Here is a 14,594-nt window from a genome sequence, read left to right as displayed (position 1 = left end):
AATACTTTAACCATTTTATTTATTTATATATTTCATCAATTATAGTCCTTGCCATTAAAAATATTTTGGTTAGAATTTCTGCAATTTTTAATCGATAAGGTATAAGCGCAATGAACATTTGTAAATCAATAATCTTAATCACTAAAATTATTGATATTACTTGTATCCTCCTTTTTGGGGGATTTTTTTTGCCTATTGCGCTCGATTTTATCCACTTTATTCAAAATGATTGCATTAGAGGCACATTATGATTGAACATAAAAACATGTTGTTAACTACAAGAGACCAAAGTTTAAAAGCCTATTTAATGACTAAAATTAAACAAAATGGCGGATGGGTTAATGCTCATATGCATGCCGATCGTGCTTTTACTATTTCGGTTGATAGTTTTGATGTCTATCAAAAACAGACCTTAATTGAAAAATGGGATACATTAGATAAAGTCAAAGCATCAATGAGCGAAGATGATTACTATCGCCATTTTAGTATGGCGGTTGAGCGGATGATTGAGCAAGGAGTGAGTGCAATGGGATCGTTTGTTGATATTGACCCTATCGCTCAAGAACGGGCAATTAAAGGGGCGTTAAGAGCACGTGAAACCTATAAAAATGACATCACTATAAAATTAGTCAATCAAACACTTAAAGGCGTTATCGATAAAGAGGCTCGTTATTGGTTCGATAAAGGCGCTGATTTAGTTGATATTATTGGCGGTTTACCACGTCGTGATGAGCGCGATCATGGTGAAGGAATGGGACTGAAGCATCTTGATGTGCTAATGCAAACGGGTAAATCATTAGGCAAAATGGTGCACGTACATGTTGACCAGTTTAATTCTCAAGATGAGATTGAAACGGAACAACTTACCGATAAAACCCTTGAACATGGTATGCATGGTCGCGTTGTTGCCATTCATAGTATTTCGATCACAGCCCACAGTTTAGAATATCGCCAAAAACTCTATAAAAAAATGAAAGAAGCAAAAATGATGGTAATTGCCTGCCCATTTGCTTGGATCGATAGCCCACGTCGCGAAGAACAAGGCCCTACTCGTAACTCACTCACCCCAGTTGATGAACTTGCCACAGCAGGTATTCCCGTTGCAATCGGTACAGATAATGTCAGCGATTATATGTTGCCATTTTCAACTGGCAATATGTGGGAAGAACTTAAATTATTAGTGACCGGATGCCGTTATACAGATTTAGATAATGTAATTAATGTAGCAACCAAAAATGGACGAATGGTGCTTGGGCTTGAATAGTTAATCATCTATATTAAATAAAAACCCCACAAACAATAAATAATGTTGTTAGTGGGATTTTATTTTTGCTTTGCATATAAATATTATGCACACTGATGAGATTAGATTATCTTTTGTAAAAATTAAAATATAAACTTCAATTAGTTACAAATATGAAAGATCTCTAATAATATCGTCAAACCGTGATTTTAGTTCGGTTAATTGCTGTTCTTTTGCTGCTTGAAGCAAGCTATCTTTAGTTTTCAACACTCCTTCACTGTGGTTACGCAAATTAGAGGGCACATTACCAGAATAGATATAATCATGTTTTGCCGATGTTTGAACAATGTCAAATTTTTTACTGTAACTATAGACGCCATGAACCTCAATTTCAGTGGTCAAGGTTAATTTATTACTATGCGTCACCGTTTTTAAATTAAATTGCTGATCTTTGTAGGTTTTAACTTGCTTTTTATTGCCGTTTTCGTCAGACACTTCAACAAATTTATCAAAGACTTGTTCGGTTTTGGTTTCATTGTTAACAGACTCCCCAAGATCAGAAAATTCAACGTTTGTCGTAATTCGGATTGTGACATCTGCCTGACTTGGTTGATAAGCAATGAATTCTATAAAGTCCTTACTTAATATATCTAATACAAAAGATTTTAATTCTAAAGAATTATAATAAACTTTAATTTTTCCTTTTTTTGTATAATTATTTGCTTGTGAATCTGCATCGCGAAAAGATCCGTATTGACGATAAGCAGAAGCAGCCGAGGCATAATATTTAGCAATTTCACGAAATTGATAACGATGCGTTGCAGTCTTTTCTAGTTGTTGTGCTTGTTCATAAGCATTTTCTGCTTGTTGAGTACAGTATTTTCTATCATTATCAATAGAAAGTTTATCACTATCTTTGTACTTGCCAAGCGGTTTATATACCTCCGAAGCATTACTAAATGCATCCGCAGCAGCTTTATAATTACCTTGCTGTTCGAACATTTTTCCTTGATCATAATACTCTTTAGCCGCAAGTTGCATATATTTTTTATTGGCATTTTTGTACAAGCTTTCAATATTTTTATAGTTATATTGCTCAAGCCCTTTTCCATATAAATCGGCTCTTATTCTGTAACTTTCACTATCGGTGCCAGTAATTGAATTGCCATAATTATAGTACTCTTTAGCAATAGTCTGTTGTAATTGAGTCACGTCATATTTGTTATCGAAAAAGCTGATTTCTTGGCTATAAAAACGATCAGTTAATCGCATTTTCATAGCTAATAGGTTTTCGTAACATTTTATTCGCGTGGCATAATCCAAGTTATTGGTGTTTAAAAGGCTTGTTTCGTAATGTTGCATGACATTACTGACTATATTTTGCAGTCGTTGTATATCTTGTTTTCCAAATTCTGCAGGACCTTTGTCCTCAATACTATCACCCAATAGGTTGATACTTTCTAAATATTTTCCTTCTTTATAAGCATCTTCTGCTGTACGTGTATGGCAAGCAGTTAATAAAAACATAAAAAAAACAGCTATGATTATACGCATAATTTTCCTTTCAATTTATTTTATTTTTGTGCTCGTTCATCTATTTATTATGATGAAAACTGTTTTAATTGAGCTTAATTAATAAGCTGGTTGATGAGTTTATTATAAATTTGCTCTAATTTATTAACTTTTTTTGCTAAAGTTGAGCCACAAATTAATCATCTTTAAAACAAACTAACGCCATATCACAGACAAGCGATATGACATTGATATCATAAAGAAGAATCACTGTCACCTATATGGCTAAACGCTTTATAGCCAACTATCCAACCTTTTATATTCCGTTAAAAAAGCTCGATTGAAGATAAATTAAGACGGCAAGCTAAATGTTCGCTTTTTAGGTTAGATTTTTTGTAAAAAATATTCAGGATTCTATACCGTTTCGTAATTAAATTTGTAGTCACTATGGGTTAAAACGTCTGATAATCATTGTATCAATAAAACATTCATACACCTTTTGCCCACAAACAAATAAGAAAACCGAAAGCGATAGAAACTTTAATGAAGATGTGATGTTCATTTTAGGTTATATTTTTGTAAAAAATATTCAGGATTCTATACCGTTTCGTCATTAATTGAGAATTTGCAGCCATTATGGGTTAAAACGTGTGATAATCATTGTATCAATCAAACATTCAAAAACTATCTGCCCACAAACAAGTAGGCAAGCTGAAAGCAATAGGGGTTTTAATGAAGATGTGATGTTCATTTTAGGTTATATTTTTGTAAAAAATATTCAGGATTCTATACCGTTTCGTCATTAATTGAGGATTGGTAGTGACTATGGGGTAATTCGTATGATAACCATTGTGGCAATCAAGCATTCAAAAAAACCGCTTGCCAATAAAAATTTAAGCAATTTATTAACTTTTATAATAGGGTTAAACCACATAAAGCGATTTTGGGTAAAAACGCCTTATGAGTTTTTTTAGTCTTAACGTGTAAACAACTCGTCGTTTTCCTATTTATAAAGGTTATTTTCGGGTTGCTTTTTGGGCTACTTTTTGACGAGTAGTTTTAGTCTGTTGATTGAATTTTACGCGCTTAGGTCTTGCTATTCGTTTGTCAGAGGATGAACTTGTTGTAAAGCTTTTGGCTTCTGGTGGTAAACCGACTAGTTCACGTAAGTAATTGACTGAGTCAATACCCAGTTCCATCCAAGTTCCACGCGATAATCCTTTAGGTAAAGTGATATTACCATAACGAATACGTAATAATCGGCTAACTTGCACCTCGATAGCTTCCCACATACGGCGCACTTCGCGATTACGTCCTTCGGTGATTACGACATTAAACCATTGGTTAAGCCCATCGCCACCTTGTGCTTTTATCGATTGAAATGAGGCTGGGCCATCTTCTAGTTGTATTCCTTTACGAAGTTGATTAATCTGCTGATCAGTCACATTACCAAATACACGCACAGCATATTCACGCTCAATTTCGTGCCTTGGATGCATTAAGCGATTTGCAAGTTCACCATCTGTTGTAAATAATAATAAACCTGATGTATTAATATCAAGTCTACCAATATTGATCCAGCGAGCATTTTTCAACCTAGGCAAACGTTCAAAAACAGTGGCTCGACCTTGTGGATCATGACGTGAGCAAATTTCACCTTCCGGTTTGTAATAAGCAAGCACGCGACAAATTTCTTTTTCTTTGCTTCGAAGCTGAACCAAGTGCCCGTTGATACGTATTTTAGGGGTTGCATTCACATCAACGCGATCACCTAAAGTGGCAATTTTACCATCCACACTGATTTTACCGGCTATAATCATGGCTTCAATTTCGCGGCGCGATCCGTTACCTAAATTGGCTAATACTTTTTGCAGTTTTTCAGTATTATCATGTACCGAAGTTTTTCGTGTCACAGTTGGTGCACTTGACGCTTTCGTTTTTTCATAAGATTGGCTTTCTTTAGCTTTAACGCTATTTGTCTTTTTGCCTCGTTGTGGGAATGCAGATTTGCTATTTTTCATATTATCCTCGCTGTTACCTTCTCAGGTATCATTTTTACTATTCACTCTATTGCCTAAATATCGACAATAAAAAACGGTCATTTATTCAAAAGGTTTAGTGTCGCCACTTCCTTGACGAATAATTTCTGGATAGCTATTAGTTAAATCAATCACGGTCGTGGGTTGCTCACCTATATAGCCTCCGTGCACAATTGCATCAAGCTGATGACCAATTTTATCTTCTATTTCGTCGGGATCGGATTGCGCTTGATCATCATTAGGTAAAATTAACGTTGCGCTCATTAATGGTTGCCCTAATAATTCAAGTAACGCTAAATCAATTTTATTATCTGGTACACGTAATCCAATGGTTTTACGTTTTTCGTTCATTAATCGACGTGGCACCTCTTTACTCGCTTGTAAAATAAACACATATTTGCCCGGTGTATTATTTTTTAATAATCGAAAAGTCGTATTATCAACAAAAGCATAGCAAGATAGCTCTGAAAGATCACGGCACATTAAAGTAAAATTGTGATGTTTATCCAGCTGACGAATTTGGCAGATGCGATCAACGCCATGTTTGTTATCCAGTAAGCAACCCAATGAATAGCCTGAATCAGTCGGAAAAGCGATAACACCACCGTCATTTAATATTTTAACAACTTGATCTAATAATCGAGTTTGCGGATTATCTGGGTGAATATAAAAAATTTGGCTCATAGTTTTCTTCTATATCAATTTTTTTAGTTTATTTTTCAATGTTTAGCGTAATTCCGTCAATATTTTGACCAAATGCCAATATACAGCCATTTAATCCTGATTTAATTACTATTGCCAATTATGCCAAATTGGCGTAACGCTACCTGGCAATGGCATTGTTTTGCCTAAGTCTAAATAATTAACTAAATCATGAAAATCCGAACCTTGCGATGCTAACATATCAAATTCATTGGCTAATTTAGCTAATCGATGTAAATCATCTTGCGTTTGCCTGCTTTGCGAAACCTCAATTGCATCACCACCACAGTCTTTAAATTCACTCAGTAATAATTTCAATTTAGTTAAGGTTAGATCATAACGACTTGGATGCGCAAGCACCGCTTGCCCTCCGGCCATGTGAATGGCATTAACTGCATCAGCAATGCTGCACCATGTTGCAGACACATAAGCATACCCACCTTTACCTAGGTACTTTTTAAATGCGCGTTTGATGTCCTTAACATAGCCATTAGCGACTAAAAATCTTGCAAAATGAGCTCGCGAAACAATGTCTCCTTTCGCAAATTGTTGTGCTTGCTGATAAGCATTTTCAATACTAACCTTTGCCAATTTTTGGCTTATTGCCAACGCTCGATTAATTCGTCCTTGCTCTTGTGATGATAATAGTGTCAATAATTGAGGATGTTCAATATCAATATTGAGTCCCACAATATGGATTTCGTTATTTTTCCAAGCCGTTGATATTTCAACACCACAAACTAATTTAACAGGCAAATTTTCATTAGCAATTGTTTGTTGAGCTTCAGGTAAGCCTTTAACGGTGTCATGATCGGTAATAGCCAAAATATCGATTTGGTTATCCACCGCTCTTTTGACAAGATCGCTGGGCGTTAAAACACCATCCGATGCCGTAGTATGAGAATGTAAATCAACGATCACTTTTTTCTCGAAAATTATTTTGAAACGTGTAATATACCACACAATTTGCATGACCACTAAAAGGTATATTATGAAAGATCAAATTATTCTTGCTCAGCAAGATACTAACGCTATTATTCAAGAATTGTTAGACGATGGTAGCGATCCTCATGCGCTTTATATTATTGAACATCATGTTTCATCGCAAGATTTTGATAAACTAGAAAAAATAGCAGTAGAAGCTTATAAGTTAGGCTATGAAGCAACCGATCCCGATGAAGATGTTGACGATGCGGGCAACGTTGTTATCGGTTTTGATATCATTGCCGAAAGTCCGCTTAATGCTGAATTAATCAATGCGCAAATTGCCGAAATCATTACTCTTACCGCCCAATTTGGCGTCAATTATGACGGTTGGGGCACTTATTTTGAAGATGGAAGCGATGACGATTTCGATGATAGTGAACTTATGGACACACTTCATTAATGTGTTATTAATCTATTTTGTTATTGACTATTCTTATCCGTTAAACAACGGATAAGAATATTGGGTTAATTTAATCTATTTCAATTCTTCTATACGGCTCGTTCTTTTGTGATTTGGCGATACGCTACGAATAGAGACTGTTTCGCCTTTTCTAATGCCTACTGGTTCAGTGTAGCGATGCCAGTTTTTACCTTGATTGGTTGAATATTCAATGGTTAAACCAGGAAATACAATATTGGCTACTAATTGACCGTTTTCAATTTTAGCACCTGGAACAGGCAAGCGATAATCTATACTAGCTAAATCAAGTTTTTGTAGTTCACGCTGACCCACTAAATTTGCAAAGCGAACCCAATCATTAAGTAGCTTTTGTTGATCAACATAATGCGTTGTTCCCTGAGCAAATTGACGATCTTTTTGGTAGCCAAGTTCCCAATCGGCTTGATGCCAAGCTCTTTCGGCGACTGCTAACAAACGTGGAAACGTCATGTATTCCATTTTTTTATCTGTCCGAATATCTTCAGTCCAAATCTGAGCAGATATGCCATAAGCGCCTGACCAATTCATTGTGCCCTTAGCCGTAAATGGATTACCATCGCGATCAACTGAGGTTTCTGCATTTTGTGGCAAATTATTGGGTGCGAAACTAAATATTTTACGTTCATCATTAAAGCGCGTTGCCCAATAATAACCACTCTCTTTTGGATTGACTTCATATGGCATATCTAAATAGACGTAATCAGGATTAGAAATGATCACTTGATAACCTTTATTAGACCACTCATTTACAGAATCAAATCCTCCCCAATATAATGTATCCCAAAAGTTAACCGTCACTTTATCAACCGCAAAAGATTTTGCATTCTCAGCATATTTCATGCCATCTTGCCATGCTTGCATATGGTTAATGCCATGAGATTTTATTATCGTACTGACTTGTTGTGCAAAATAACTAGGTAAATGTTCAATATCTTTTACCTTTCCTTTTGACACAAAGGTTTGGCAGGCTTGAGATTTTGCCCATGGATGATCTTCTATGCTTTGATCTATCGTTCCTTTAGCATCAGTTTTATCTTTTGCTTGTAGATCTTGATAACCTGCACCTAAACGAATATTTTTAGCCTCATCACCACCAAAATGCCAAGTGTGAAGTGGTTGGCCAGCTTCAATATGCATTTTTGCTATTTCATCTATGATTTTATTGACAAAACGTTTAGATGAATCAAGACAAGGATTTAAATAACTTAAACGATTATAAAATTGTACTGTTGTGGTATTAGATGTATCGGTTGGATCAACTAGTCGAAACTCATTAGCTTGTGCTTCTTTGCCATCTGCTACTAAACGTTTATAACGTGCTTCCATTGACACAATTGCGGCTCTGGCATGAGCGGGCATATCAATTTCAGGAATCACCTCGATAAAGCGTGCTTTCGCATATTTTACAATTTCTATATAATCTCGACGAGTTAAAAACCCTGATCCATTCGTATCCCTTTCGGGACCCGAACCTAATTGTGGTAATAAACAATGTTGTTCAGTAAGATCATGGCAGCGTTTACTACCAATATCGGTTAGTTCAGGTAATCCTGGAATTTCAATTCGCCAACCTTCATCATCACTTAAGTGGAAATGAAACTTATTGAGTTTATATTTTGCCATTTGATCTAATAAACGTAATATGGCTTGTTTTGATTTAAAATTACGACCAATATCGAGCATAATACCGCGATAAGCAAAACGGGGGGAATCAAACACATTTAGTGTTGGAATTGTTTTAAGTTCGTTTACGGGAATCAATGATAAAATGGATTGTACAGCATAAAAAATACCGCTTTCGTCGTAAGCTGTTATTAAAGCCTCATCTTTTTTAATATCTAATTGATATCCCCCTGATTGTCCTTGTTTGAATTGTTCAGGAGCAATTGCCGCTTTTATTTTATAACCATTTTGAGTAACGGGAATATTTAACGCATTAAACGCCGTGTTTAAAATTGTTAAGCTTTCTTGATTTAAGTCATTAAGTATTAGATTCACCCCTTGCTGACCAATTGTTATATCTTCTTTTTTTAATGTCATTTTTGCAGGTGTTGGCAAAATTTGCCCGCGGAGTGATTCTGCCGATAATTTCTTAATATCCGAATTATATTGGAAACGAGTATTAGGTGTCATTAGTGTATTGTGATCATCGGTTGTCCTTTTCCAGTTTTGTTGAATCGGTGCAACAAAAGCCGATAAATTGTCAGTCCCCGTGTTAGTATTAGCAATGATTTTGGGTTTAGCATTACTTGATGTGATATACCAACGAGGCATTAAATCACTTTCACTTACCATCCAATATTCACCAATAACCGGAATATTTACCGTGGCATTAGCTGGAATCGAAGTAAATTTTTCTGTTGGCTCGATTTTATGAAGATCGCCAGTAATGTGGGTTATTTTGAACTGTTCATTATTTACCGCTAAAATCATCCGGATATTATTAAAATAAATAACCCAATCCTTATCCTTGATTGCTGGACCATTATTCTTTAGCGAAATCTGCACCTTATTACAAGCAGCCCAATCAGCACCTAAAGCTGAACAATTTACACCATGTTCCCCAGCTTGATTGTCTATTACCTCATATTTAACATTGAGTTGTGAACTCATTGAGTCAACAATTTGTTGAGAAGCAAAAACAGATTGGGTTGCTCCCATACTTAACAAAGAAGCAATTGAAGTGGCTAATATTGCGGTTTTTATCTTTTTCATCATTTTTACCTACTTTGGTTGAGCGCTAAACACAGTGAATGGAATTGTGACAATGAATTTGATATCTCGCTCATCTTGAAAGATATTGCCATATCCACCGCCCCAGCTTGGTATACTATTTGAGTGATTGTTATATTTGGTGTAGTGCAATTGGAAAGTCGTATCTTTTGCCCAAATTTCTTGCACGGTATACCCTAAATCAAAGTTATATGCTGATTCAATCAAACGTTGTTTTTGATTGAATTGTCGATTAGTGCTTGGTTTTGCGTTCCAACCATAAGCATAAGAAGCCCCTGTTTTCCAACCTGCTAAAGAGTAAGATAGCTTACTTAAATCATAAGTTATTTCAGCAAACAGGGCTTTTTCACCATTGGCATTAAAGTCGGAACGTGAATTCCACCATACATCTAAACGGCCATTTGATGAAGCATAATCAGGTGTCATACGTTGTAAAAAGAATCCTTGCTCACCTTCAGCTTTAACACAAACCCCTTCAAGTCGCAAACCAACAGGACCAACTTGATAACCTAATGTCGCCGCTTGTAGCCATGCTAAACCATCATAAACATCTTTGCCTTTATGAGACTGATCTTTAGCACCATAAAATTGATAACTCATGGTCAGAGGGCTATCAAACACGTCCATTTTATAAGACACTTTACCAAAAAATTGGTTCATATAATTGTGCGCTTGGCCAAATGCACTTTCTAGTAATAAATTATTTTTGAAGTCATACTTCAAGCCAGCAGAATGTAAATAATCAATTTTTTTACCCGCGCCCCATTGTTTGAATTCATAGAGCCTTTTATACCATGGCGCTTTATATTTATCTGTCCACATGTAAGACATTGATAATGCACCGGCTGTATCAAAATCAAGCGTGGAACCCAATTCAAATCCACGATAAGTGCCCGGTAATAAGCTCCAGTGTGGTGCCAGTAACGTTTGTCCCGAAGGTTGAATATAACCTGCTTTCAGCCACAATAACTCATCGATTTTAAAATTCGCTTGTGCTTTATAAAAGCTAAGCCCACTGACGTCTTTCTTCCAATTTTCATCCCAACGAGTGTTTGCACCACTAAATCCAATTTCATTTGGATGACCATTGCCACCATTACTCACTTCCCAAGCGCCATAACCGCCTAGCTCGATAGCAAATCTATTGGCAATATACCCAGAACGGAAGTCCAAATTACTATTAAAGGTTGATTGTCTTATATTGCTTTTATATTTGTCCGTTTCGATATCTTTACGATCACGATCGCGATTCCAAAAAAAGACATTACCAGTTAATGAAGAATCTTCAATAAAGTCATTTACACCCGATGCATAAACAGGGATTGCACTGGTTAAAATAGATAAGGATAAAATCAGTTTAGTTAAAGGATTAAATGGTCGAGGTATTATTTGTGCATTACAGATATTCATCTTTATTTTCCTAAAATTATTCTGTTTAATTAATAATAAAATTCATCAAGCTCTAACTTACATGGCAAGCAGAACAACAGATTAATATTTTCTTAGAATTCGAAAGACACATTATTTTCATTAGCGTATACAAATCAGTGTAGCCTAATAAAAACGTTATCAATGGCGATATTGACTTGAAATACGCAGTTTTATAATGCATAAACATATTTTATCTAGCAAATTAAACAATCTAAAATCGTGATCTAAATCACCAAAATAGCCATTATTTATACGATTTTTTAGATAAAAATCACAACTTTTTTTATTATGAAAAATAAAAAAATCAGATTTTGAGTTTAAAACACGAGTGAAAATTGATATTAACTTATAAAAACAAAAATGGATGTAAATCGGATAAATAAGACGAAGAAAGCAATAAGGTAAAAAAAAGAGGAATCACTCGATTCCTCTTTTTATTGACATGAAAAAGAATGTATTATTTACAATCAATAGTCTATTCTTTCAAATTAAAAAATATGTTACTTTTAATTTTCAGTATCAATTTCATCAAAGCTTTTTACTAGCTCATCAATCGCTTTCATCTGTTTTAAGAAAGGTTCAAGTTTATTAAGTGGTAACGCTGATGGGCCATCGCATTTTGCATGACTCGGATCGGGGTGTGATTCTAAAAATAATCCGGCTATACCAACAGCCATGCCAGATCGCGCCAGTTCAGTCACTTGACCACGACGCCCGCCAGATGCAGCTCCCATTGGATCACGACACTGCAAGGCATGAGTAACATCAAAAATAACTGGTGAGCCTTTGCTGGCTTTTTTCATAATGTTAAAACCAAGCATATCCACCACTAAGTTGTCATAACCAAAACAACTACCGCGATCACAAAGAATCACTTGGTTATTGCCCGCTTCTTCAAATTTTTCAACAATGTTACCCATTTGCCCAGGACTGACAAATTGTGGTTTTTTAACATTAATTACTGCGCCTGTTTTTGCCATTGCAACAACGAGATCCGTTTGCCTTGCTAAAAAAGCCGGTAATTGAATCACATCAACCACATCAGCAACGGGTTGGCATTGCGCTTCGGTATGGACATCGGTAATAATTTTAATACCAAACTGTTGTTTAAGCTCTTGGAATATTTTAAGCCCTTCTTCTAAGCCTGGTCCACGATAAGAATGGATTGATGAGCGATTCGCTTTATCAAAAGACGCTTTAAAAATATAAGGGATATTCAGTTTATTAGTGACAGCGACATAATGTTCACAAATTCTCATTGCCAAATCGCGAGATTCAAGTACATTCATACCACCAAATAGTACAAAAGGTAGATCATTAGCGACAGTAATATCACCAACATTTACTTTTTTTTGCTGCATCATAAATAAAATTTTCCTAGTTAAGGTTTGAACCAGCGACCCAGTGTAACTCGATCATTACCACTATAGTCGGTGAAAGTTTCAACTAATTGAAATCCGTGTTGTTTAAAAATGGTTTGCACAGCTTCACCTTGTTTCCAACCATGTTCTATCAGTAACCAACCATATTGGTTTAAATGCTTAGTTGCACCTTTTACAATTAGTTTAATATCAGCTAAACCGTCATCTTCAGAAACGAGAGCGCTTCTTGGTTCATAACGCACATCACCTTGTGATAAGTGAATATCGGTTGGTTCAATGTAAGGAGGATTACTGACAATCATTGAAAACTTGCGGTTTTTGATTGGTTTATACCAATCTCCGTGTAAAAAATAAACATTATTTACCCCAATTTGCCTTGCATTTTGTTGAGCTAAGATTAGCGCATCTTTATTTTTTTCAATTGCGGTAAATAAACAGTCTTGACGCTCAGTTGCCATAGCGATAACTATCGCACCCGTACCCGTACCAAGATCCAACACTTCGCATGGCACTTTAGGTAGATACTCTAAACCTAATTCGACTAATTTTTCGGTATCAGGTCTCGGTATTAATGTAGCGTTAGAAACATTAAACTTTAAAGACCAAAACTCTTTTTCGCCAGTAATATAAGCGATAGGTTCGCCGTTTTGCCGGCGTTTTAAACATTCAGATAAAGCAATTAGCTCATCATCAGTAAGCAATGTTTCGCTAAATGCCATTAAAAATGTTCGCGTTTTGTGAGTCACATAACTTAATAAAATTTCGGCATCTCGCTTTGGGCTTTCACTATCGGTTAACGTTTGAGATGCGCACTTAAGCCATTGTAAATAAGTCATTCATCTTGTTCCGATAAAGCGGCCAGTTGATCTGCTTGATATTCTTGTACAATTGGGTCGATTAGCATCTCTAATTTTCCTGCCATTACTTCGTCTAAACGATAAAGTGTTAGGTTAATTCGATGATCAGTAACTCGACCTTGTGGATAGTTATAGGTTCTAATTCTATCTGAACGATCACCCGATCCTAATAAATTACGTCTTGTAGAGGCTTCTTCTTGTTGACGCTTGCGTAGTTCCGCATCTTGAATACGTGCTGCCAATACCGACATCGCTTTGGCTCTATTTTTATGTTGTGAGCGCTCATCTTGACACTCAACCACAATACCAGTCGGTAGATGGGTAATACGAATAGCCGAGTCAGTGGTATTAACATGCTGACCACCGGCACCAGATGAACGATAAGTATCAATTTTTAAATCAGCAGGATTAATTTCGGGCATTTCAGCCTCAGGCACTTCGGGTAAAACAGCAACAGTACAAGCTGAAGTATGAATACGACCTTGCGATTCTGTTTCTGGCACACGTTGAACACGATGCCCACCCGATTCAAACTTCAAATGACCATAAACACCATCACCACTGACTAACATAATCACTTCTTTATAGCCACCATGCTCACCATCACTTGCGCTCATAATTTCAACGCGCCAATTGCGTGATTCTGCATAACGTGTATACATTCGGGCTAAGTCACCAGCAAATATAGCTGCTTCATCGCCACCCGTTCCCGCTCTCACTTCGACAAAACAGTTATATTCGTCATTAGGATCTTTAGGAAGTAATAGCACTTGTAATTGCTTTTCTTGCTCTTCAATTCGACTTAATGCTTCGTTTAATTCCTCTTGCGCCATTTCGCTCATTTCAGGATCAGATAGCATCATTTTAGCTGTCTCTATATCCTCTTGTGTTTGCTTCCAATCGGCAAAACACTTTACCACTCCAGTTAACTGTGAATATTCTTTAGACAGTGTGCGAAAGCGATTTTGATCGGCAATAACCGAAGCATCAGACAACAATGCTTGAACTTCTTCATAACGCTCTTGTAGCGTTTCTAACTTACTGATAATTGAAGATTTCATAAAAATATATTTTAAATGATAGAAATTAATTAAATTTGTGGGGCATTATATACTTAATCTGCTTTAAAATACAGTTTGGACTAGTTATCAGGCTTATATCGCATAAACAATATATAGCAAAGAGATTGAGGTTATATGCAAATACCCGGTATATCCGAAATTCAATATTAGTCTTCTTGAGTTTTGTGATTGTGGTTTTGGTTAAAAA

The 14,594-nt window shown here is 36.0% G+C and carries 11 protein-coding genes; 2 read left to right on the top strand and 9 right to left on the bottom strand.

Going from position 1 to position 14,594, the window contains the following annotated elements:
• The first annotated feature begins 247 nt into the window (after positions 1-247).
• A complete protein-coding gene (locus ACYIAL_RS06085) occupies positions 248-1,264 on the top strand; it encodes an amidohydrolase family protein (protein WP_483751220.1) in 1,017 nt (338 codons plus the stop codon).
• 144 nt (positions 1,265-1,408) lie between these two features.
• Here ACYIAL_RS06085 and ACYIAL_RS06080 read toward each other — a convergent pair whose 3' ends face one another.
• From ACYIAL_RS06080 to rnm, 4 genes are all read right to left on the bottom strand, one after another.
• Positions 1,409-2,797: a hypothetical protein gene (locus tag ACYIAL_RS06080; RefSeq protein WP_174797225.1), complete on the bottom strand. Its 1,389-nt coding sequence runs from the start codon at positions 2,795-2,797 to the stop codon at positions 1,409-1,411.
• 974 nt (positions 2,798-3,771) lie between these two features.
• Positions 3,772-4,776 (bottom strand): 23S rRNA pseudouridine(2605) synthase RluB, encoded by a 1,005-nt coding sequence (gene rluB, locus ACYIAL_RS06075; RefSeq protein WP_483751219.1) that lies wholly within the window; start codon positions 4,774-4,776, stop codon positions 3,772-3,774.
• A gap of 81 nt (positions 4,777-4,857) precedes the next feature.
• The gene (locus tag ACYIAL_RS06070) at positions 4,858-5,478 is read right to left on the bottom strand and encodes an L-threonylcarbamoyladenylate synthase (RefSeq protein WP_483751218.1); all 621 of its coding nucleotides are present in this window, start codon (positions 5,476-5,478) and stop codon (positions 4,858-4,860) included.
• 108 nt (positions 5,479-5,586) lie between these two features.
• Positions 5,587-6,417: an RNase RNM gene (rnm, locus tag ACYIAL_RS06065; protein WP_483751217.1), complete on the bottom strand. Its 831-nt coding sequence runs from the start codon at positions 6,415-6,417 to the stop codon at positions 5,587-5,589.
• A 70-nt stretch (positions 6,418-6,487) separates the two neighbouring features.
• Between rnm and rraB the strand changes: the two genes are divergently transcribed.
• Positions 6,488-6,883 (top strand): ribonuclease E inhibitor RraB, encoded by a 396-nt coding sequence (rraB, locus tag ACYIAL_RS06060; protein WP_483751216.1) that lies wholly within the window; start codon positions 6,488-6,490, stop codon positions 6,881-6,883.
• A 75-nt stretch (positions 6,884-6,958) separates the two neighbouring features.
• On the opposite strand, the gene ACYIAL_RS06055 is transcribed toward rraB, so the two are convergent.
• The 5 genes from ACYIAL_RS06055 to prfA form a co-directional block, all read right to left on the bottom strand.
• The gene (locus ACYIAL_RS06055) at positions 6,959-9,637 is read right to left on the bottom strand and encodes a beta-N-acetylhexosaminidase (protein WP_483751215.1); all 2,679 of its coding nucleotides are present in this window, start codon (positions 9,635-9,637) and stop codon (positions 6,959-6,961) included.
• 9 nt (positions 9,638-9,646) lie between these two features.
• A complete protein-coding gene (locus ACYIAL_RS06050; RefSeq protein WP_483751214.1) occupies positions 9,647-11,065 on the bottom strand; it encodes an OprD family outer membrane porin in 1,419 nt (472 codons plus the stop codon).
• Positions 11,066-11,592: 527 nt separating this feature from the next.
• The gene (gene kdsA / locus ACYIAL_RS06045; RefSeq protein ID WP_483751229.1) at positions 11,593-12,447 is read right to left on the bottom strand and encodes a 3-deoxy-8-phosphooctulonate synthase; all 855 of its coding nucleotides are present in this window, start codon (positions 12,445-12,447) and stop codon (positions 11,593-11,595) included.
• A gap of 20 nt (positions 12,448-12,467) precedes the next feature.
• Positions 12,468-13,304: a peptide chain release factor N(5)-glutamine methyltransferase gene (prmC, locus tag ACYIAL_RS06040; protein WP_483751213.1), complete on the bottom strand. Its 837-nt coding sequence runs from the start codon at positions 13,302-13,304 to the stop codon at positions 12,468-12,470.
• Positions 13,301-14,386, bottom strand: a complete 1,086-nt coding sequence (prfA, locus tag ACYIAL_RS06035) for a peptide chain release factor 1 (protein WP_483751212.1) — start codon at positions 14,384-14,386, stop codon at positions 13,301-13,303. The genes prmC and prfA overlap by 4 nt, the downstream gene beginning before the upstream one ends.
• Positions 14,387-14,594: the final 208 nt, after the last annotated feature.

The sequence above is a fragment of the Gilliamella sp. X-57 genome (assembly GCF_057063565.1).
The sequence above is the reverse complement of the archived record's forward strand: the minus strand, read 5'-3'. Positions and strand labels throughout refer to the sequence as shown.

Coding starts and splice junctions, on each gene's coding strand:
- rraB (WP_483751216.1), top strand. CDS start 6,488: ATGAAAGATCAAATTATTCTTGCTCAGCAAGATACTAACGCTATTATT.
- ACYIAL_RS06085 (WP_483751220.1), top strand. CDS start 248: ATGATTGAACATAAAAACATGTTGTTAACTACAAGAGACCAAAGTTTA.
- prmC (WP_483751213.1), bottom strand. CDS start 13,304: ATGACTTATTTACAATGGCTTAAGTGCGCATCTCAAACGTTAACCGAT.
- prfA (WP_483751212.1), bottom strand. CDS start 14,386: ATGAAATCTTCAATTATCAGTAAGTTAGAAACGCTACAAGAGCGTTAT.
- ACYIAL_RS06055 (WP_483751215.1), bottom strand. CDS start 9,637: ATGAAAAAGATAAAAACCGCAATATTAGCCACTTCAATTGCTTCTTTG.
- rluB (WP_483751219.1), bottom strand. CDS start 4,776: ATGAAAAATAGCAAATCTGCATTCCCACAACGAGGCAAAAAGACAAAT.
- ACYIAL_RS06050 (WP_483751214.1), bottom strand. CDS start 11,065: ATGAATATCTGTAATGCACAAATAATACCTCGACCATTTAATCCTTTA.
- ACYIAL_RS06080 (WP_174797225.1), bottom strand. CDS start 2,797: ATGCGTATAATCATAGCTGTTTTTTTTATGTTTTTATTAACTGCTTGC.
- kdsA (WP_483751229.1), bottom strand. CDS start 12,447: ATGCAGCAAAAAAAAGTAAATGTTGGTGATATTACTGTCGCTAATGAT.
- ACYIAL_RS06070 (WP_483751218.1), bottom strand. CDS start 5,478: ATGAGCCAAATTTTTTATATTCACCCAGATAATCCGCAAACTCGATTA.